This is a genomic window from Frankia casuarinae (assembly GCF_000013345.1).
In the GTDB taxonomy this organism is placed as follows: Bacteria; Actinomycetota; Actinomycetes; order Frankiales; family Frankiaceae; genus Frankia; species Frankia casuarinae.
In genome coordinates this window covers 102,779-123,138 of record NC_007777.1, presented here as the reverse complement: position 1 = coordinate 123,138, position 20,360 = coordinate 102,779, and the positions used below count along the sequence as shown (strand labels likewise).

Sequence of the window (20,360 nt, the reverse complement as noted above, 5' to 3'; positions counted from 1 at the left end):
CTGACCGGCGCTCTAGATGTTAGCATTTAGTGGCCGATCGGCTACCCTCTGGTGCCCCCAACGGGATTCGAACCCGTGCTACCGCCTTGAAAGGGCGACGTCCTGGGCCGCTAGACGATGGGGGCGCGGCGACGACCCTCAGCGAGGCTGCGCATCCGCCCAACCGCGACGTCGATCGTCTGAAACACCGCAAGCATAGGGGATGGCCCGGTCGGACGACAAACCCTTCCCGGGCCGATCCCGACCGCTCGGCATCCCCGTGGGAACGCTCCCCTGGCCGGCCAACCACCCGGCTGCCCAACGACTGCCCGGCCACCCGGCCACCCGGCTGCCCGGCTGCCGCGTCACCGGCCCTTCTCCAGGCGTGAACGGCCCGGCGCCTCCTGCCCCGCGGGGCGGCCTGCCGCGGGCGCGATGGCGCGGCGCGGGTCGACCCATCGGTAGCGGGAACGGAAGAAGGCTCGGACCGGCCGCCCCCCGATCGCGATCGAGTGCTCGATCCGCGCCGGCCCGGCGAGATCGAAACTCAGCGTGACCTCGTCGGCCCGGTCCCCGGGAGTGTTCGGATCATAGACACGGAGCGTGATCGACGTTCCGGCCTGGACGTAGGCGTAGGCGAGCACCTGATGGTTCAGGCCGAGCAGCCGCGGATCGGGGGAGCGCACCGTGATGATCCCGATCGGGGACAGCAACCCCTCGTCCAGATCGAGCCGGATCCGTGGCCACTCATCCGCCAGGCTCGTCCGCGCGACTCCCGGCCGGACCCGGATCCCCCGGTTGACGTCGGCATCGGCGCCCTGCATGAGCCGGTAGTAGCGGGCCACCCCCCGCGGGATGTCGAAGCTCTCCAGCAGGCGGCGGACGAGGTACGCGTACAGCGGGGAACCGACTGCCGGCGCCACGACGTCAGGCGGCGGCCCGATTCCGGCCTCGAACAGATCACGCACAGCGTAGATCATCCCGCCGCACAGGCCCCGGCTGGCGTCGCCGAGGCCCAGCCGCCGAGTCGACCATGGCGCCGAAACGGCCAACAACGGTTGCGGAGCGAAGCTGTTCGTGAACCGGAACGCGCTGGTACTGGGCCGGAAACCGGGCACAGTCGACTCCCGCCCCCAGCCCTGGTTATCGGCGCCGCCCGACGTCACGGTGCCGGGCGGGTTACGGCGCCAGGCGGCGGTCCAACGATGATCAACCTCCGGGCAGCTCGGATCTCTGTCCAGCGATCTCTGTCCAGCCTCTCGGCTGTCCAGGGCCTCGGCCGTCCGTCCAGTGCCTTGGCCCAGCGCGACGAGACCGGCGGACAGCCGTAACGGCCGTCCGCCGGTTCCCCAGCAGGTCCACCCAGCGCCCTCCCGGTGCGGAGGTGGTCCTTGACGCGGGACGTCGGCGGGACAGGATCCCGACGCATGGGCTCACCCACATGCCGGACGACCCGACGCCTGGATCTATCTACCCCTCCATCAGCGGCCCGATGGTGATACCGCAGCCTCCGGCCGTCGTCCGATACGGGACGATCAACCGCTCTCGAGACCTTCGGCCCTATTCCGCGGGACTCACGACCGACACCCTCGCACTGTCAGCCGTGCGGCCCGCACCCGAGGAGAGGAGGGGGCTCGTGCAACGCGCCAGGTTGGCGCGAACCTAGATGTCACTTCCGATGCTCGGAACTCCCTTCAACAGGGCACGCACCTCCGCCTCTCGGTACCGGCGGTGACCGCCCAGAGTCCGAATCGACGTCAGCTTTCCGGCCTTCGCCCACCGGGTCACGGTCTTCGGGTCTACCCGAAACATCGTGGCAACCTCGGCGGGCGTCAGCAGCGGCTCAGCGTCTGGCGTTCGTGTCGTCATTGCGTTGGCCTCCCGTCACAGAGCGTCGCTCCGTCCCATACAGATCGTGCATCCTTCGGGGGCATTTCGGACATGGCACGTCAGGACCATCTACTGACTAGTCACAGCTCGTCCGACGCGGGCGGCAACTCTCAGTTAACAGAATGCGCCGATCAGCTCGCGGATTCCCGTGCCTGCAAGGGCCTCCACCTCATCAGGACTCGTTCGTAGGCTTCGACCGCTAGGTCTGTTCGCCCACGGCGTAACGCACTGACAGCCTCGACGATGTCCTCTACAGAGTTGTCGCGCCGAAGCATGTCATCGTCCAGCAGGTCAACTAGCCCGTCGTAGTCCAGTTCGACCCTGCTCTGCGGATGGAAGGACCCCAGCCAACGGGCCAGCTCGCCGACGCCCTCGACTCCTGGGGCGTCCGGAGAGCTCGCCCGCAGCGCCTCCACCGCCTCCACCGCCCGGCCCGCCCGCCGTCTGGCGAGGCTCATCGTGGTGCGGTAGATCATGGACCGCTCGGCAGTGTCCCCCGTGACCAGGGACCGTTCGGCCGGGTCGAAGAGCAGGAACCACGGCGGTGGCACCATCCAGGTACAGGTCTGCACGTGGACCTTGAGCGCGGGGCGGCGGGCCTTCCACCGGTCCAGCTCGACCTCGGCCGGCTCGATGATCCGCCGTGGCAGGAACGCCTCCGCGACGCGGTCGGGCATCAGGCCGCGGAACTCGAGCGCCGCCTGCCACACCCGCAGCTGGGTCGACCACGGACAGACGAACATCAGACCGTCGATCCACTGGACGAAGGCCGACTCGTCGGCGACGTCAAGGGTGGGATGGACGGTCGCGACCAGCGCCAGGACCCGCTCCCGGCGGGTCCCGGCCCGGCGCGAAGGCGGCCCCGCGGCGGCGTAACGCTGCCAGCGGCCACGTTCGGCCGCGGGAAAGGCAGCGAGCGGTTCGTACACCCGCAGATACGCCGCGGGGGAGACGACGGGCACCTCAGGACCCACTTACCGCGCGCGATCCGACCGACGACACCCACGCGGATGCCCTGGATCCTGGCATGCCTCGATCCTGGCACGTCCACACACAAGCCGTCCGGCCTACCGGCGCCGTAGGGTTCGCCAGGACACGATCTGCGGGCCCTGGGCGCGGCGCGGGGTGGTTGGCCCGGCGCGCGGGATCAGGGCGGTGGGGGCCACGGGCCCCACGGAGGCCCCCAGAAGGCCCCCAGAAGGCCCCGAGGAGAGAGGTGCGCCATGTCGTCCCTGTTCAGCGCCGTTTGTGACCATGAGCAGGTGCTGTTGTGCTCGGACCGTCCCTCGGGTCTTCACGCGATCATCGCCATCTACTCGACGGCGCTGGGGCCGTCGCTGGGCGGTACCCGCTTCCACCCCTACGCCGACGAGGAAGTCGCGTTGGCGGACGCCCTCGCCCTGTCCCGGGCGATGGCCTACAAGGCCGCCTGCGCCGGGCTGGACCTCGGCGGCGGCAAGGCCGTCATCATCGGTGATCCGGCCGTCGCGAAGTCGGAGCCACTGCTGCGCGCCTTCGGCCGCCATGTCGCATCACTGGGCGGCCGATACATCACCGCTTGCGACGTCGGTACCTATGTGGCGGACATGGACGTCATCGCCCGGGAAACCCGGTGGGTAACCGGACGGTCACCGGCGCACGGCGGTTCGGGCGACTCCGGCGTGCTGACCGCCTACGGGGTCTTCGAGGGCATGCGCGCCGCCGCCCGGCACCGGTGGGGAACGCCGAGCCTGGCGGGGCGCCGCGTCGCGGTCTCGGGAGTCGGCAAGGTCGGGCGGCGGCTCGTCGGGCATCTCCTCGACAGCGGCGCCTCGGTGGTCGCGGGCGACGTGGACCCGGTGGCCCTGGCCCGGCTGCGGGTGGAGTTCCCGGCGGCCGAGACCGTGCCGGACCCGGACGATCTGCTCGACCTCGACATCGACGTGTACGCCCCCTGCGCGCTGGGCGGAGCGCTGAGCGCGGAGACCGTCCGCCGGCTGCGAGCCGGCGTCGTCTGCGGCGGCGCCAACAACCAGCTCGCGCAGCCCGAGGTCGGGCGGCAGCTCGCCGACGCCGGAGTCCTGTACGCCCCCGACTTCGTGGTCAACGCCGGCGGCCTGATCCAGGTCGCGGACGAGATCGAGGGCTACTCGCCGGAGCGGGCCCGGGCCAGGGCCGCGCAGATCTTCGACACCACCTCGGAGGTGTTCCGCCTCGCCGAGGCCGAGGAGGTGACCCCGACCGAGGCCGCGGAGCGGCTCGCCGAACGCCGCATGACCGACGTGGGACGCCTGCGGGGGATCCTGCTGCCCTGACGCCGACCGCGGATGGGGCGAGACGCACCGTGAGGCGAGGCACACCGTGAGGCGAGGCACACCGTGAGGCGAGGCACACCGTGAGGCGAGGCACGATCACCCGCCCGGCGGAGGCCTGAACGTCAATGGGAACAGGTGACGGTGATCACATCCAGGCCCCGTCAAACGGGCCGCCGACGGCGGGGACGAGCGGATATCCCCGATCGAACCCACCGGACAAGCGGGTTCATACACCGTTTCCGATCGCGGACACCTTGTCCGGGGACAGGCAACTGTCGGGTTGGCGTGCCGAGAAGCCTCCGGTCCCTGTAGTCTCGGGAAGCACGAGACAGTGAGAGCACCGGGGCGGGTCCCCGTCGTCATGTTCGAGGGGGTCGAGCCATGGGGCGCGGCCGAGCTAAGGCCAAGCAGACGAAAGTCGCCCGCGAGCTCAAGTACAACTCGCCCACTATGGATCTCGACCGATTGAAGGCGGATCTGGGCGCGGGCTCGACGCGCGAGAACAACAACGACGACTCGTACGTAGATGACGACTACGGATACGACGCCTACGCAGACGACGAGGACGATCGACGTTCCTCCCGCTGACAGCGTCGCTTCGGTAGTCGCTCACCGCGGCAGGCTCACCGCGGTGGTCGTCGCCGACGGTGGTCGTCCGGGCTCAGGCCCGGGCTCCCACCGCCATAACGTGCTGCCGTGATGTTGGCCGCGCTGCATGCTTCTTCGCCAGTTCACTCCTGATCAGCCCAGGCTGCCCGGACAGGTTGCCCAACCTGCCCGGAGGGGCTGCCCTGCCCGGACGTGCTGTCCCGGACGTGCTGTCCCGGACGTGCTGTCCCGGACGGGCCGCCTCAGCGTGGATGCCGGCCGGCGAGCCGGGCCCTGGCCACGCCGGCTGGCTCCGGAGCGTCCGCCGTGCCGACCTCCCCTGCCACCCAGGCCGGCACGTCCCGCGCGGCGAGCAGCGCGAGAGCGTCGGCGACCGCGGTGGCCGGCAAGACCGCCACCATGCCGACTCCCTGGTTGAAGGTGGCTTCCATGTCCGCCTGGGTCACCTCGCCGCGCTCGGCGAGCAGACCGAAGATCGGGGGCACTGACCACGACGCCCGGTCCACCGTGGCCAGCAGGCCCGGCGGGATGACCCGGGCGAGGTTCGCCGCGAGACCGCCGCCGGTGATGTGGGCGAAGGTGTGCACCTCGACAGCCGCGGCCAGCGCCAGGCAGTCCCGAGCATAGATGCGGGTCGGAACCAGCAGGGACGTGCCCAGCGTGCCCCCCAGGGACGGGACGTATGCCTCCAGATCCTCCCGCGCGGTCTCGGGAATCCCACCGGGCTGGCCAGAATCGACAGGACCGAACAAGATATGCCGTACGAGCGAGAAGCCGTTGGAGTGGATGCCGGATGATGCCATCGCGACCACCACGTCCCCGGGCCGGACTCGCTCCGGCCCGAGCACGTCGTCGGCCTCCACGACCCCGACCCCCGTCGCGGCCAGGTCGTAGTCGTCGCTACCCATGAGCCCGGGGTGCTCGGCGGTCTCCCCGCCGACCAGCGCCGCCCCCGCCTGCTCGCAGCCGGTTGCGATGCCGGAGACGATCTCGGCCACGCGCGCGGGGACCAGGGAGCCGCACGCGATGTAGTCGAGCAGGAACAGCGGCTCCGCGCCGCACACCACGAGGTCGTCGACAACCATGGCGACCAGATCAATGCCCACGGTGTCGTGCGTGTCCAGGGCCCGGGCAACGGCAATCTTGGTGCCCACACCGTCGGTCGACGAGGCGAGCAGCGGCCGACGGTACCGCGCCGTATCCAGCGCGAACAGGCCGGCGAATCCGCCGAGCGAACCGACGACCTCGGGCCGGATCGCGCGCGCGACGTGACCGCGCATCAGCTCGACGGCACGCTCGCCCGCGGCCACGTTGACCCCGGCCGCCCGGTACGAGTTCAATCCACCGCTCATGCGGGCCTCACCCCGGCCGGCTCGGGCTCGGACTCAAGATCGGGCTCGGGCTCAGGCTCGGCGTCGTGGTTGTCCGGGGAGGGATCGGCACCGTTCATGCCCAGCGTCACGCCGCGCCGCAACGCCTCGGCGATCATGTCCTCGGTGGTCTCCGCGCCGCCCGTCGCCTCCAGCCGATGCTTGCCGAGCTTGTCGGAATCGTTCAGCGGAACCGGGTACACGCCGTCGAAGCAGGCCCGGCAGAGCGTGCCGGCCGGTTGGCGGGAGGCCTCGACGAGGCCCTCCAACGAGACGTAGGCCAGCGAGTCGGCCCCGAGAGAGGCTCTGATCTCCTCGATGCCCGCCTCACTGGCGATCAGCTCGGCGCGGGTCGCGAAGTCGATGCCGTAGAAGCAGGGCCACCGTACCGGCGGCGAGGAGATCCGGATGTGGACCTCGGCGGCGCCGGCCTCCCGCAGCATGCGCACCAGCGCGCGCTGCGTGTTGCCGCGGACGATCGAGTCGTCCACCACGACGAGGCGACGCCCCTCGATCACATCCCGCAGGGGGTTCAGCTTGAGCCGGATCCCGCGCTGCCGAATCGTCTGCGAGGGCTGGATGAAGGTGCGCCCGACGTAGGAGTTCTTGACCAGGCCCTCACCGAACGGGATACCCGACTCCTCCGCGTAGCCGACCGCGGCGGGTACCCCGGACTGCGGCACGGGGATGACCAGGTCGGCCTCCACCGGCGCCTCGCGGGCCAGCTGCCGGCCAACATCGACCCGGGTGGCGTGCACGGAACGTCCGGCGATCGACGTGTCCGGGCGGGCGAGATAGACGTACTCGAACAGGCAGCCGTGCGGATCGGGCCGGGCGAACGTGCGCGAACGCACCCCCTCGGCGTCGATGACGACCAGCTCGCCGGGAACGATCTCCCGTACGAGGGTGGCGCCGACGATGTCGAGGGCGGCCGTCTCGCTGGCGATGATCCACGCGCCGTCGGGATGGCCGTCGAGCCGGCCGAGCACGAGCGGGTGGATCCCGTGCGCGTCCCGGGCGGCATACAGCGTCGAGGCGTCCGAGAAGACCAGCGAGAAGGCCCCGGTCAGGCGGGGCAGCACGTCCATCGCCGCGTCGACGAGGGTCGGGCCGGGATGGTCGGCGAGCATGGCGGTGATGAGGTCCGAGTCGGTGGTCGCCCGCAGGCGGTCCCGCTCCGCGCCGAGCGTCCGCGCGAGCTCGACGATGTTGGTGAGGTTGCCGTTGTGCCCGAGCGCGATGGGGCCGCCGAAGCGGGCGGTGCGGTACGACGGCTGGGCGTTCTCCCAGGTGGAGGAGCCCGTCGTCGAGTACCGGGTGTGACCGACCGCCACATGGCCGCTCAGGCTGGACAGGGTGACCTCGTCGAAGACCTGAGCGACAAGCCCCAGTTCCTTGAAGACCACCACGGTCCGACCGTCCCCGACCGCGATGCCGGCAGCCTCCTGCCCGCGGTGCTGCAGCGCGTACAGACCGTAGTAGGCCAGGTTCGCCACGTCCTCACCGGGCGCCCACACCCCGAACACACCGCAGGCGTCACGCGGCCCCGGCTCGTCGGAGAGGTCTGATTCCCATCCGGGGGTGGCGCCGAAGCGGGGTGCGACGTCTGGCACCAGGACTCCTCGACAGGTCAGGGACACCGAAGAATGCGGACGATCTCGCGCGGGACCATGCGGGACCACAGAGGTGCCGGGCTCGTCCGCTGACGTGCCGAGACGTGCCGAGACGCGCCGACCACTCCGACCACCGCCTCACCCCGGCAGCTACCTTCCACCACGCTAGCAGTGAGGACGCGCATCGGCCGTTGTGCGCGCATGCCCGGACGGACCAGATCGTCCCTGGTAGATCATCCGGACCAGCCAACCCGCATCTACAGGAGGGGCAGGTAGGAACTGAGGTCGGCGCGCTCGCCGCTGGCCGCGACCCGGCCGTCGGCCACCGCCTCGGCCCACGGCAGGCGGCCCGCGCACAGCAGGACGAAGGCGACGGGTTCGGCCTCGACGACATTCGGCGGTGTGCCCCGGGTATGGCGTGGACCCTCGACGATCTGCACGGCTGTGAACGGCGGCACCCGCAGTTCCACCGAGCGTCCGGGTGCCCGCTCGGCGAACATCTCCGCGAACACCTTCGTCGCCGCCCTGAGCGCATCCCGGACCGGCGTGACGCCTAGATCGAGGCCGTGCACCACCGCCTCGACCGCTCGGGTGCGCAGGAACTCCGCCAGTCGCATTGGGCCGCCCGGCGTCGGGACCACCGCTTCCTGAGTCACCGCGGCCATGGCGGCCACCGCGGCCGACACCTCGCCGGCCAGCCGGCCTCTGATCTCGGCCGGCCCACGGTTCGCCGCCAGCGAGCGGGCGGTGTCCGCGACGGCCTCCGTCCGGGTTCCGGCGCCCGTCAGGTAGCCGCTCGCGGTGACGAGATCCCTCGCCGTGACGAGATCCGTCGTGCGCCGGGACGCCGGGACCGCGGGGGCCAGGGCCTCGGTGAGCGCGGACGCGGAGCGGGAGACGTGCAGGACGAGGTCGCCGACCGTCCAGCCGGGCAGCGGACTCGGCACCCCGAGGGCCCCGTCGGGCAGGACACTCACCGCATCGACGATCCGCTGCCACTGGTCCGCCAACGTCGCGGCCAGCTCGGTACCGGTCGCCCTGGGATCCTGGCGGCGTCCGCGGGGTGGCACCCCTCCATCCTGCCCGGCGCCGCGTCCCGGCCGGATAGCCTACCTGCCAGATACCACCAGGCACCACCCGATAACATCTAGTACAAACCGGTACAAACCGGTACGCGGTTATATCCGGCTGTCCGCGCGCGCCGGTGTGCCGGACCCGATCCCCCGCCCTGCCGGGCAGGAAGACGAGTATGGACGGGTGCCAGTGACGATCCCGCGCGCTCCCGCCGACGAGTACGCAACCGCCGCGATCCGGCAGCGGGTTCTTGACGCCTGGGCCGCCTCCCCGGCCCGCTTCCGGGAAGACGCCAATGCCGAGGAGGACGCGGCTCTCGGCGCCTACCGCGACCGCCTCGTCGTCGAACTTGTGCAGAACGCGGTCGACGCCGCGCGTGAGGCCGGCGTCCCGGCCCGGGTGTACCTGCGGCTGCGCACCTCCGCTTCGGAGTCGGATGCTCCGGATGCTTCGAAGACCGGCGCCGGTCCCGGGGGCCTGCTGGAGATCGCCAACACGGGGGCACCGCTGAGCCCGGCGGGGGTGGAGGCGCTGTCGACCCTGCGTGCCTCGGCGAAACGGGACACCACGTCGGTAGGGCGGTTCGGCGCCGGGTTCGCCGCAGTGCTCGCGGTGAGCGACGATCCCTCGATCGTCTCCCGGTCCCGCCCGGGCGGGAGGGCGTCCGGAGTCACCTGGTCGAAGAGCAGGGTGATCAAGGCCGTGACGGCCGCGGGGGTGGGCTGCGCCGGCACCACGACGCCGGCGCCGGGCCTGACCGAAGAACTGGCCCGGCGCGACGGGGCGGTACCCATCCTCCGGCTGCCATTCGATCTTCCCGCGCCGCCCGCACCGCCGGACGGGTACGACACCGTGATCCGCCTCCCGCTGCGGGACGTCGCGGCGGCCACGGCGGCCCGGGATCTGCTGGCCGGGCTCGATCCGACCCTGCCGCTCGTCCTCGGCGGTCCCAGCGAGATCGTGGTTGACGTCGACGGAGCCGTTCGGACGATCACCTGTCGATGGATCCGCGGGGGCGGCTCATCCCAGCCCGCGCCGGGCGTGACGGCGACCCGCGTGGAGATCGCCGATCTCGACGGCGAGCGCTGGCGCGGCATCGCCCGTAGCGGCGTGATCCCGGCCAACCTGCTGGCCGACCGCCCGGTAGAGGAGCGCGGCCGGAACCGCTTCACCGCCCGGGTCATGGTCCGCGACGGCGGATGGCCCGAGGGCGTCGCCCGGGTCGTGCGGGCACCTCAGCCGACGGACGAACCGATCTCGCTGCCGATCCTGGCGAGCGTCGAGCTGCCACTGGATCCCTCGCGTCGACACACGGTATCGGGTCCGTTACGAGACTGGCTCACCGATCAGCTGAGCGCGGCCACCGTGGCGCTGGCCGAATACCTGGGCGCCGGCAGGAACCCAGACGCCGGCAGGAACCCAGACGCCGGCAGGAACCCAGACGCCGGCAGGAACCCAGACGAGACACCCGGCGACCCGCTGGCCGCGCTGGCCCTCGTGCCGACGGGGCTGCCGGTGGGCGAAGTCGACGGCAGGCTACGGGACGTGCTGACCCGACTTCTCCCGGACGCGGCGATGCTGCCCGCCGGTCTGCGTGGCCGGGACTGTTCCGTCTGCGATCTCGGCCCCGCGACCGATGCGGTCACCGAGCTGCTGCGCTCCTGCGGAGCCGACCCGGCCGAGGCCTGGACCGAGGCCGACCCGGCCGAGATCGCCGGCACGGACGGGGCGGGTCCGGATAGCGACGACACCGTCGCGGCGAAGGTCGATGGGCAGGTTCCCGGCCTGCTCCCGGCGGCCTATGCGGCCCGCCGGTGGCGTACCGCACTCTCCGCCCTGGGCGTTCGACGGGTGGACAGCGCCGCCCTAGTCGAGCTGCTCTCCGGGGTGCCCCGCCCGCCACACTGGTGGGGACGTCTCTATCCGCTCCTGGTCGGGGCGCCGGACCGGGATGCGCTCGGCGCGCTTCCGGTACCGGTCACGGAGGTTCCCGCGCCCTGGGAGGACACCGAGCCGCGCGGGGCAGCCGGGTCCAGCGCCTTGCGGACGCGGATGGTCACCGGTCCGCGTGGGACCCTGCTGCCCACCGCCGACCTCGACATCGTCGCGCTGGCCCGATCGGGGCTGCCGCTGCGGGTCGTGCATCCCGACGCCTGCGCCCAGGACGCGGCGCGGGATGCCCTGCGCACCCTCGGCGCGCTTGAGGGCACTCCAGCGGGTGTCCTAAGGGATGCGGCGGTACGCGAGGCGGTCCTGGACGCCGATCCGGAGGACGATCCCGATGATCTCACCGCCCTGGCGAACGCGGTGCTGGCGCTGGTCCGGGACGCGGGCGAGGAGTCCGCGGCCGACCTGAGCTGGCTCGACGAGCTGCTGCTGCCGGACGGCGACGGTGACTTCACCCCGGCCGGCGAGCTGCTGATCCAGGGAGGCCCCCTGGATCGGGTGCTCGCCGAGGACGCGCCCTTCGGCACCCTGAGCGCCGAGGTCGCGCGGGCCTGGCCCGCCGAGGTACTGGCGAAGGTCGGTGTGCTGCGCACCTTCGGGGTGTTGCACGCCCACGACCTGCCGTTGGATCCCGACGAGCAGATCCTGCTTGACCTCGACGACAGCGACATCTGGGTTGACGACGTCGCGGCGGACGACCACGGCGCGCCGGGCGGCTCGGCGAACCTGCGTCGGCCGCCTCCCGGCGGGCCACCGGCACCCGCCATGATCGGGGTGTTCGCGGCGGTACGCGACCTCGAACTCGTCGACCGGACCGCCTGGCCCGAGGCGCTCGCCGAGCTCGCCCGACCACCGTTGCGGGACATCGTGTTCGCCCCCGAGCCGTCCTATACGCGCTGGTGGCTGGCGCGGCACGCGGTGCTGCCCGTCGGTGGCGACGGCCGGGTGCCCCGCTCCGCGGAACACCCGGCGGAGCGCTCCGCGGAACACCCGGCGCACCGGGACAGCAGGGTTCTGCCTCCGGGCGAGCTCGTCCTACCCGACGCGGACCCCCTGCTCACCGGGCTGTTCGCGCCGGCGGCACCGCTCCCGGGGGTCGACGACGAGTTCCTGCGCCACCTCGGCTGCCGGCTGACGCTGGAGGACGTCCTCGGCGACCTGGGCGCGGTGATGGACCTGCTCGACCGGCTGGGCGACGTTGACCGGGACGTGCCGTGGCCCGCGGCTCGCACGCTGTACATCGCCGCGGTCGACGCGGTGGCCCGGGTCCTGACGGCGCCGGACGGTTCCGCCCACGACGGGCGGTTCGACCCGCCGCTGACCGTCCGCACCCCGGACGGCGTCCGGGCCTGCGCCGACGTCGTCGTGGTGGACGCACCGGACATGCTGGGGCTGCTCGGCGCGGACCGCTTCGGGCTGCGTCTCCCGCTGGACCGGGCGGCCGAGGTGGCCCACGTCCTCGGCGTGCGCCTCACCGCCGAGGCGGGCACCTGCGAGATCGCCTCGGCGGGCCCCGGCGAGGCCCGGCAGGCACCGGACGGCACACCGTACCGGGTTCACGACCCGCTGCTGGTCGAGGATCTCGCCGGCAGGCCAACCCGGGTGCCCTGGCGGGTACTCGGCGGGATCGGCGGCGAGATCCACGTGGATGCCGAGGCCGGCTCGGACGCGCTCGCGCGGGCCCTGGCCTGGCGCGGCGGGCAGTGGGACCGGCGGCATGCGCTGGCCGCGGCGCTGCGCGACCCCGACGGTGCCGCCTTCCGAGCCGCGGAGGACGACCTCGACGAGACCTGAGCCGCGCCGCTGGGTTCCGGTCGCCGGACTATCGATCCGCGTGGTCAGGGTTTCCCCGCGCCCGCAGCCGGTTGCGGCGGCGGATCACGATCCACAGGCCGGCGAGCCCGAGGACGAAGCCGCAGATCGCCGTCGCGAACCACCAGAGCCGGCCGTCGCCCCGCAGCTCGTCGAGGAAGAACGCCATGACCAGCGCGGCGATGGCCCACAGCACGGTTCCCACCGCGACGGAGGCGACCCCGTCGTAGGGCAACGGTTCGGGCGCGGACGGGCGGGTTGTCGCGGCGGGCTCGCCGCCCTCCGGGACGGGCGGTACCTCGGGGGCGTGCGCACCACCCGTGGAATCGCTGCTTGCTGAGACGCTCATCCCGCTCGACGCTACCCTCTCGGCTCGCGGCCGGGCTGCTCGCGGCCGGGATGATAGTCAGGAGTCGTCCGCCGGTTCGACGAGCCACTCGTCGAACCGGCGTCTCGTCACGTCGCTCAGCAGGGCGATATCGGAACGGAACCCGTCCCGCAGCCGGGCCCCGATCGCCGGATCCAGCCGGGGGGCCGGGAAGGCCGGCACGGACGGGGGCGTCGGCACGGACGTCCCGGGTGGCCCGGGACGGCCTCGGCGCTCGACCCCCAGCTTGACCCCCAGCTTGACCCCCAGGAAACCGTGGGCCCGTCGAATGACGGCGGCGGGATCCCCGATCAGATCGCGGTGCGCCGTCAGGAGTACCTGCTCGCGGGGGAACAGCGTGAACAGCCGCTGCAGCTGCGTGCCGTACCTGCCCAGGGCCAGGTAGCGCCACGGCCATGGCCAGCACGCGGCCGTCCGGGCGGCCTCGGCGGCCACGGCACGTTCGAAATCGTCGAGGTCCTCAAGACCGGCCAGCCGCATCCGGACCCAGTTCGCATAGGCCCGCTCCACCGGATCACGAAGAACGACGATGAGCTTCGCGTAGGGAAGCAGTTCGTGAATATGCCGCAGCGCCGTGAAGTCGGCGAGATAGTACGGGGTGCTCTCGCCGCGCACCGCACCCGCCGGAGCCGCGTCGAACAGCGCCTCGTAGTCGGATCGCCGACGGACAGGTGATCGCTCGCCCGGCCCGGCGCGAGCCACACAGCCCGGACGACCGGCACTCCCGCCGGCTTTGTCCCAAACGGAACAGACGACGCCGGCCCGGCCTGCCGTGGTGACGTCGAGCCCGCTTTCCAGGATGCGCCCGGCCAGGAAGTACCCCGGTTGCGGGATCTCGGACATGAAGACGGATCGATGGCGGCCGAGTTCCTCGTGCAGGACCTCCGTACCCGCGTCGGGAGCACCGATCACGAAGAAATCAGGCAGAGCCACGGCATCTCCTGTTCCTGACGTCCCCGGCCGCGGTTCCTGGAACAGTCCGTGAGTATATTCACGCTTCTCCATCGGGAAGATGGATATCCCGGGACCTCCACGGCCGGCGTCATGCACCACGGATTCCACCGAAAGACCAAGAGGTGAGATAAGTCATACTTTTCAATGCTTGGCGACCACCGGAGCAGTGTGCTTCCGTTGCTCTTGTGTTGAAGCGGCTGATCCTGGTCACCCGGGGCCACATTGATCTGCTCCGCGTTGCCTCGGCCGCCTGTCCGGCGGCCTGACGGGCAGCCGCCTACCTCCCGCACGGCGCTTCACGAAGCGTCAGTCGGTCCGGACGCCGCACCAGGGCACGCCACCGTCTGTCAACCGACGTTGCCTCGTCTCGCGCGAACCGGCAAGCATCGCCAGGAAAGCCCCACCGGGCAGCGTCATCGCTGGTAGCTGCACATGCCGACCTCCCCCGAACAACATCGGCCCCGCCCTCCCCCGCCGCCGCCGGTGAGAGACACCGCCACCATCTTCGCGCCACCGCGCCGCGTACCCGGCGGACCCACCGGCCAGAACGCTGACACGTCGACGGCATCTCGCCGCCCACCCGATCTTCGGTGACCGAGAGAAACCTGACCGAAAGGCCAGCAATGCCCCCGCAGACGACCGTCCTCCCGTACCGGACGCCCCACACCGCGCCCTCCCGTGCGGCGTCCGTTCCGGCGGCGTCCCTTCCACGACCGTCCCGGCCGAGACCGTCCCTGCCGAGACCGTCCCTGCCCGCGACGGCGCCCACGCACACGCCCGACGCCGGCCTCCGGACCGGCCAGTGGGAGATCGCGCCGCCGCCCCAGCGCGGGGTGTGGGTCGACCGCACCGCCTGGCTCGCCACCGTTGACGGCCGGACCCTGCAGCTGACCTACCTGGAGTTCGAGGTACTGGACTTCTTCGTCCGCCATCCCGGGCAGGCGTACAGCCGGGAGGCACTGCTCTGCTCGGTCTGGGGCCATCAGGTCGACGACGAGTCGGCTCCCGACATCCGCACGGTGGATGTCCTGGTGACGCGGCTGCGGCGCAAGCTCGGCCCGGAGCACCGGGACCGCATCGAGACCATCCGCCGCGTGGGCTACCGCTACCGCCCGGCGGATCCCTCGACCGACGGTTGACCGCCGACGAGGTCCCAGACCGTCTCCGCCCGGTAGGTGGGGGATGATCCGGACTCGCCGCCGCCCGAGCTGCTCATCAGGATGAGCCGCTCGACGCTCCAGGGCAGCGGTGGGACATCGGCACGCAACAGCTCGACGAGCGGTTCCAGTGCTCGCCCGCGTCCGTTCGGCACCCGGGCGAGTGTCAGATGTGCGCGCAACGGACGGGTGTTCCGGCGGGCCGCCCCGGCACGCTCGGCGGCCCGCCGGACCCCGACCGCCAGCGCCGTCAGGCGTGGGCTGGCTCGCGAGCCTGCCACGTCACCGGCGGCCGCGGCGGCGGCCGCGGCAATGCCGTCGACGGATGCGTCCGCGGTCACCGGCGGTGGCTGCCGCACCGCGGTCCACAGCACCCGATCGCCGAACCGTCCGCCGCCGACCGTCTCGACGGCGAACGGGCCGTGCCGGCGTGCCACCCGCGCCAGTCTCACGCCGAGCTCGGCGCGCCGGTCGTCCGGCACCGGCCCGAGGAAGGCGAACGTGACGTGCCACTGGTCCGGCGTGGTCCAGCGCAGATCCGCCGCCGCGGCGCGCGTCCTGCGCACGGCCGCGAGCAGCGCCTCGGCGACCTCGGGGGGTGGGACGGCCGCCACGAACAGTCTGGTTGCCAGCTCAACCTCCCTGGAACGACAGGCTCCCTCTCCCTGGGACGAGACGACAGTCTCCCTGGGACGAGACGAACAGTGCGGCACGGACCTGCTCCGGGCTCGGATGGCGAGCGCTCGGCCTCCGATCGGTTCTCGGCGACAATCGGGTTGACCGGCGACCCTCGCCACCGGACGGGGAGCACTATCAATGCTGTGACGACGCTCCCCGATCTGGTGCCGCCGCGCGATCCCGCCCTTTCTCAGGCCTGGCGGGAGCTGCGGCGCGTCGTGCGTCGGCGGCAGCCGGACCTGCCCCTCGCGATGGCCCTGGTCACCGACGGCTCGGACAGCACTACCGCCGAGGTGCTGCGCGATGCCGGGGTCGACGTCGTCGGTCTCCTCGCCCCGGAGCCGCTGGAGTCCCTGGCCTGGGCCGCCGAGGCGGGTGTCCGACGGGCGTACGCCGATCTGCTCACCTTGCTCTCGGACGACATCGAGGCGGTCTGCGTGGAGATGCCGCCGCCCGCCTCCGACATCGTCGCCCGGCAAGCGGCCGAGATCGGCCTGCACGTGCTCCTGGCCGGGCCGGCGACCGTCGAGGCCGAGGCCCTGCGCGCGGTCGCCGACCTCGCCGAGGAGGGTGATCTCGCCCACGTGGTCGCGCTCGACGGGCGGGCCTGGCCGGCTGCCACCCACGTCGCGGCGACCGTTCCCTCCCTGGGCCGGCTCACCCAGATGACCGTGGTGGGCGCGCCGAACGGGCCCGCCGGGCGAGTCGAGATCATCGATCTGGCGATGCGCTGGTGCGGCGAGATCCTCGCGGTCTGCGCCGATCCGGCCGCGATGCCCGCCCCGGCGCTCACCCCGGACGCACCGGTGACGCTGGCCCTGCTGGCGGCGAGCGGCGCGACGGTCCTGATCAACGAGCAGATGGGCGGGAACCTCGGCACAGCCACCCTCACGGTATGCGGCGACTCCGGACGCATCGTCGTCCGGGGCCGTCTGGTCCGCCGCCAGGACGGCAGCGGCATCCGGGATCTGATGATGCCGACCGTACCGACCTCCCGGCCGGGGCTGATGGAGGCCACCTACGACGTGGTGCGTGCCACCGAACTCGACGACGCCCGGCTGGTCCGCGGCGCCACCTTCCACGACCTGCTCACCGCGAACCACCTGATGGCCGCCGCGCAGACCTCCCATCAGCAGGGCGGTTGGGTGGAGCTCTGAACGGCGGTCGGAACGATGCTCGGATCGGCGGGCAGCCTACGAGCCGGCAAGCGCGTCCAGGATCGGTGCGGCGCGGTTCAGCGCGGCGATCTCCTCGAGTGAGAGCTCGGCCAGCCGATCGGTCAGCCATTCGTCCCGGCGCCGACGGTCGTCCTCGAGCAGGGCTCGACCCGCCTCGGTCACCTCGGCGATCACCTGACGGCCGTCGGTGGGATGCGGCCGGCGCTCGACGAGCCCGGTGACGGCCAGATGCGCGATCACCCGGGTCATCGACGGCGGCTGGACGCGCTCGTGGGCGGCGATCTCCCCGAGCGTCATGGGGCCGTGCCGCTCCAGCGTGGCAAGCGCGGAGGTCTGCGTGGGGGTGAGCCGGCTCGACCGCTCCTGGCGCATGCGCCGGGAAAGCCGCATCACCGACAGGCGCAGCGCGGACGCGAGTTCGGCCTCACGTGCCGTCTCGGTCTCCATCTCACGACGGTACTCGTTAGCGACACTCAGAAACGAATGACATTCTGGTGAACCGCCGAAAACAGCAGGAGGTGGGCCGGCCACCCCCCAGCGGCAGCCGACCCACCACCACAGGCGGCCTCTCGCGAGCTCCGGCCCCGAAGGCTCGACCCCGAAGGCTCGACCCCGAAGACCCGGCCCCGAAGGCCCGGTCCCCGAGGGACACCGACCCGTTTCTCCCAGCCTCCACCTTCGATGCCACCGCTGGCTTCGGGGGCAGCTCCAGAGTTCTTCGGGGGGTTGCCGCCGGGAGATTAGGGGGGAACCCTCGAAACCCCCGGTCGCCATGTGCGACGCTTGTTCGGTGAGATTCCGGCTACATACGGTGGATTGAGGTGCCTCATCCGCGTGTACCCCGCCGGCTGGCCGCCTGCGCCGCCCGCCACCGCTCATGGTGCTTCGGCATCGGGGGTGTGGCCACCACGGCCGGAACGGTCGCCTGCCAGTGGCCGGCATTCTCCGACAACCCGGTGACGGCGGGCATCAACGTCTCGGTGGCGCTCACCTTCGTCCTCACCGGAGTGCTGCTGAACGGTGAGGACGCGTTGGGCAGCGCCACCGGAGCCATGATCTTCAGTGGTCTGCTGTGGGCACTGACCTGGACCGTGGCGTGGGACGAGGGTCCGTCGGCTTTCATCTCCACGTTCGCCTACACGCATTTCTGGGTCTGTCTCGGCTGGGGCGCGCTGCGATATCCGGTCGGGCGACTGCAGAGCAACCGCGAGCGCGCCCTGCTGGCGAGCGCCGTCCTCCTCATCCCGGTGGCAAACCTGGGACTGGTCGGCATCTCCGACCCGACCTGGTTCGGATATTCCCGAAATGTCTGGTGGTATGGCTCGCCGATCGACCGGGATGCCTTCGAGGAGATCATCTGGGTCCTCGACAGCCTGACCCTCGTGCTGGCCGCGGCCTTTTTTTGGGTCGTCCGCGTGCGGCTGCGCCGCTACTCCGCGCTCGACCGCCGGATCTTCGGACCGGTCGCCATCGCGCTGCTGGTCGCGTTCACCCTCGCCGCCACGGTCAACATCTTCGTCTGCAACCCCAGCGGAGCCTACGTCCCGCCGGCCTTCATCCTCATCGCGCTCGCGCTGCTGACCATCCCCCTGGCCTTCGCCGCGGCAGGCGTACGCCGCCAGCTCGCCCGCGCCCGCATCGCCCAGATCCTGGCGACGCTGCCGATGCCACCGACGGTCCCGGCCGTACGGGACATCCTGCGTACGGCTCTGCACGACGACTCCGCCGAGCTCTTCCTATGGATGCCGCAGGAGCGGCGGCACGTCGACGCCGACGGCGCCACGGCCACCCCGCCCCGCCCCGGAGCCGGCCGGCTGCTCGTGCCGGTGACGACCTCGTCGGGCGCGCCACTGGCGCTGATCTCCGCCACCGCCGCCCAGGAGCGCAACCGCGACCTGGTCACGGTCGCCCTGCAGGCCAGCGCCATGGCGCTGGAGAACGCCCGGCTGCACGCCGCCGTGGCCGCGCAGTTGGACGCCGTACGCGCCTCCCGGGCCCGCATCGTGGAGGCCGGCCTGATCGAACGGCGCCGCCTCGAGCGCGATCTGCACGACGGCGTCCAGCAACGGCTGCTGGCCCTCGCCACCAGACTGGGACTCGCCCGGACAAAGACCTCCGACCCCGATACGATCTCTGCCATCGAAGCCGCTCGCGAGGATCTGCATCATGCTCTCCAGGACCTGCGCAGTCTGGCCCGGGGAATCCACCCGGCCATGCTGAGTCAGGGTGGGCTGCGCCCAGCCCTGGAGGTGGTGATCGAGCCCCTCCCCGTCAAGGTCGAGTTCGACATCCCGACCGTCCGGTTCGAGCCGATCCTGGAGGCCGGCGCCTACTACACGATCTGCGAGGCGCTGACGAACACGGTCAAACACGCCGGGGCGGCCCAGGTCCGGGTGACGGTCCGGTGCGTGGACGGCGGCATCCTGATCGAAGTCACCGATGACGGTAAGGGCGGTGCCGTCGTGGTCGAGGGTGGCGGGCTCGCGGGTCTCACGGATCGGGTACGTGCGCTCGGCGGCGACCTGAGCATCGTCAGCCCGTCCGGCGGCGGCACCCGGCTGACTGCGAGCATCCCGTGCGGGTAGCCGTCGCGGACGACTCGGCCCTGTTCCGCGAGGGGCTGGCCATGCTGCTGGCCGCCGCGGGAGTCGAGGTCGTCGCGCAGGCCGGGACTGCGGACGAGATCATCGACCAGCTCGCCGGCAACCGGCCCGACGCCGTCATCCTGGACATCCGGATGCCTCCGACGTTCACCGACGAGGGGCTGATAGCGGCCGAGACGATACGTGCGGCCCATCCCGCGATGGGCATCCTGGTGCTGTCCACGTACGCCGAGACGCCGTACGCGCTGCGGCTGCTGGGCGACGGGGGCGGCGGCATCGGATATCTGCTCAAGGACCGGGTGGACGACATCACCGCGCTGCACGACGCGTTACGCAGGGTGGTCAGCGGCCGGCTCGTCGTCGACGAGGAGGTCATCGCCGGCCTGTTGGCCCATCGCCGGCGGGCCGACGAACTGGAACGCCTCACCGCCAGGGAGCGGGCCGTGCTCCGGCACATGGCCGAGGGACGATCGAACCAGGGCATCGGCGCCAAACTCCATCTGGCGCCGAAGACCGTCGAGAACCACGTAGCCAACGTCTTCACAAAGCTGCGGATGCCGGCCTCCGCGGACGACAACCGTCGGGTGCTGGCCGTGCTCGCCTGGCTCCGAGCCACCGGCGGCGAGGCCGGCGGCGAGGACCGCTCCTCGCTCTGCGAGGAGCGGTCCACCCGGTTGGGCGAGCCGCGGTGACCATCGAAGCGTGATTCCAACCCCGAGCGCAGCCACGGGAGACTCTGTCCCACCGGGGGTGGTGTAGCACACGTGGGACGGAGCTCACCGATCACGGGCATGTGCAGGCACGAACGGCCAAA

18 protein-coding genes and 1 tRNA gene are annotated in these 20,360 nt (G+C 71.7%); 8 read left to right on the top strand and 11 right to left on the bottom strand.

The genetic code is table 11. The features are described 5' to 3' along the window. Positions 1–49 precede the first annotated feature (49 nt). From FRANCCI3_RS00495 to FRANCCI3_RS00480, 4 genes are all read right to left on the bottom strand, one after another. Positions 50–125: transfer RNA gene (locus FRANCCI3_RS00495), tRNA-Glu, on the bottom strand. Positions 126–344: 219 nt separating this feature from the next. Further along, on the bottom strand, positions 345–1,097 hold the full coding sequence (locus FRANCCI3_RS00490; protein ID WP_011434575.1) for a hypothetical protein: 753 nt from the start codon (positions 1,095–1,097) through the stop codon (positions 345–347). Positions 1,098–1,641: 544 nt separating this feature from the next. After that, entirely contained in the window at positions 1,642–1,848 is a 207-nt protein-coding gene (bldC, locus tag FRANCCI3_RS00485; RefSeq protein ID WP_006540950.1) for a developmental transcriptional regulator BldC, read from the bottom strand. Between the two features lie 152 nt (positions 1,849–2,000). Beyond that, positions 2,001–2,831: a hypothetical protein gene (locus FRANCCI3_RS00480; RefSeq protein WP_011434574.1), complete on the bottom strand. Its 831-nt coding sequence runs from the start codon at positions 2,829–2,831 to the stop codon at positions 2,001–2,003. A gap of 261 nt (positions 2,832–3,092) precedes the next feature. On the opposite strand from FRANCCI3_RS00480, the gene FRANCCI3_RS00475 reads away from it, so the two are divergent. Further along, a complete protein-coding gene (locus FRANCCI3_RS00475; protein ID WP_011434573.1) occupies positions 3,093–4,163 on the top strand; it encodes a Glu/Leu/Phe/Val family dehydrogenase in 1,071 nt (356 codons plus the stop codon). A gap of 381 nt (positions 4,164–4,544) precedes the next feature. Beyond that, positions 4,545–4,751: a DUF3073 domain-containing protein gene (locus FRANCCI3_RS00470; RefSeq protein ID WP_011434572.1), complete on the top strand. Its 207-nt coding sequence runs from the start codon at positions 4,545–4,547 to the stop codon at positions 4,749–4,751. Positions 4,752–5,014: 263 nt separating this feature from the next. On the opposite strand, the gene purM is transcribed toward FRANCCI3_RS00470, so the two are convergent. From purM to FRANCCI3_RS00455, 3 genes are all read right to left on the bottom strand, one after another. After that, a complete protein-coding gene (purM, locus tag FRANCCI3_RS00465; RefSeq protein ID WP_011434571.1) occupies positions 5,015–6,124 on the bottom strand; it encodes a phosphoribosylformylglycinamidine cyclo-ligase in 1,110 nt (369 codons plus the stop codon). Next, the gene (purF, locus tag FRANCCI3_RS00460; RefSeq protein WP_011434570.1) at positions 6,121–7,755 is read right to left on the bottom strand and encodes an amidophosphoribosyltransferase; all 1,635 of its coding nucleotides are present in this window, start codon (positions 7,753–7,755) and stop codon (positions 6,121–6,123) included. Before purF ends, purM begins: the two co-directional genes overlap by 4 nt. A 257-nt stretch (positions 7,756–8,012) precedes the next feature. Then, a complete protein-coding gene (locus FRANCCI3_RS00455) occupies positions 8,013–8,825 on the bottom strand; it encodes a sterol carrier family protein (RefSeq protein ID WP_011434569.1) in 813 nt (270 codons plus the stop codon). A 187-nt stretch (positions 8,826–9,012) separates the two neighbouring features. Between FRANCCI3_RS00455 and FRANCCI3_RS00450 the strand changes: the two genes are divergently transcribed. Further along, on the top strand, positions 9,013–12,570 hold the full coding sequence (locus tag FRANCCI3_RS00450) for a sacsin N-terminal ATP-binding-like domain-containing protein (RefSeq protein ID WP_049761029.1): 3,558 nt from the start codon (positions 9,013–9,015) through the stop codon (positions 12,568–12,570). A gap of 28 nt (positions 12,571–12,598) precedes the next feature. Here FRANCCI3_RS00450 and FRANCCI3_RS00445 read toward each other — a convergent pair whose 3' ends face one another. Next, a complete protein-coding gene (locus FRANCCI3_RS00445; RefSeq protein ID WP_011434567.1) occupies positions 12,599–12,937 on the bottom strand; it encodes a DUF2530 domain-containing protein in 339 nt (112 codons plus the stop codon). A 57-nt stretch (positions 12,938–12,994) separates the two neighbouring features. Continuing rightward, positions 12,995–13,909, bottom strand: coding sequence for a sulfotransferase (locus FRANCCI3_RS00440; protein WP_011434566.1), 915 nt, complete (start codon positions 13,907–13,909; stop codon positions 12,995–12,997). A 206-nt stretch (positions 13,910–14,115) separates the two neighbouring features. Here FRANCCI3_RS00440 and FRANCCI3_RS28845 point away from each other — a divergent pair, with 206 nt between their 5' ends. Next, positions 14,116–14,196: a putative leader peptide gene (locus FRANCCI3_RS28845; RefSeq protein WP_347272474.1), complete on the top strand. Its 81-nt coding sequence runs from the start codon at positions 14,116–14,118 to the stop codon at positions 14,194–14,196. Positions 14,197–14,553: 357 nt separating this feature from the next. After that, positions 14,554–15,069: a winged helix-turn-helix domain-containing protein gene (locus FRANCCI3_RS00435; protein ID WP_011434565.1), complete on the top strand. Its 516-nt coding sequence runs from the start codon at positions 14,554–14,556 to the stop codon at positions 15,067–15,069. Here the strand turns inward: FRANCCI3_RS00435 and FRANCCI3_RS00430 are convergent. Next, positions 15,036–15,701 carry a 2'-5' RNA ligase family protein gene (locus FRANCCI3_RS00430; protein WP_049760797.1) on the bottom strand — a complete coding sequence of 222 codons (666 nt, stop codon included), beginning with the start codon at positions 15,699–15,701 and terminating at the stop codon, positions 15,036–15,038. The two genes, FRANCCI3_RS00435 and FRANCCI3_RS00430, sit on opposite strands and share 34 nt — an antisense overlap. A gap of 207 nt (positions 15,702–15,908) precedes the next feature. Here FRANCCI3_RS00430 and FRANCCI3_RS00425 point away from each other — a divergent pair, with 207 nt between their 5' ends. Continuing rightward, a complete protein-coding gene (locus FRANCCI3_RS00425) occupies positions 15,909–16,922 on the top strand; it encodes a Gfo/Idh/MocA family oxidoreductase (RefSeq protein WP_023840617.1) in 1,014 nt (337 codons plus the stop codon). 36 nt (positions 16,923–16,958) lie between these two features. Here the strand turns inward: FRANCCI3_RS00425 and FRANCCI3_RS00420 are convergent, their stop codons facing one another. Continuing rightward, complete coding sequence (locus tag FRANCCI3_RS00420; RefSeq protein WP_011434562.1) at positions 16,959–17,390, bottom strand: MarR family winged helix-turn-helix transcriptional regulator; 432 nt, start codon at positions 17,388–17,390, stop codon at positions 16,959–16,961. Positions 17,391–17,764: 374 nt separating this feature from the next. On the opposite strand from FRANCCI3_RS00420, the gene FRANCCI3_RS00415 reads away from it, so the two are divergent. Beyond that, entirely contained in the window at positions 17,765–19,528 is a 1,764-nt protein-coding gene (locus FRANCCI3_RS00415; RefSeq protein WP_011434561.1) for a sensor histidine kinase, read from the top strand. Continuing rightward, positions 19,519–20,238, top strand: coding sequence for a response regulator transcription factor (locus FRANCCI3_RS00410; RefSeq protein WP_011434560.1), 720 nt, complete (start codon positions 19,519–19,521; stop codon positions 20,236–20,238). Before FRANCCI3_RS00415 ends, FRANCCI3_RS00410 begins: the two co-directional genes overlap by 10 nt. Positions 20,239–20,360: the final 122 nt, after the last annotated feature.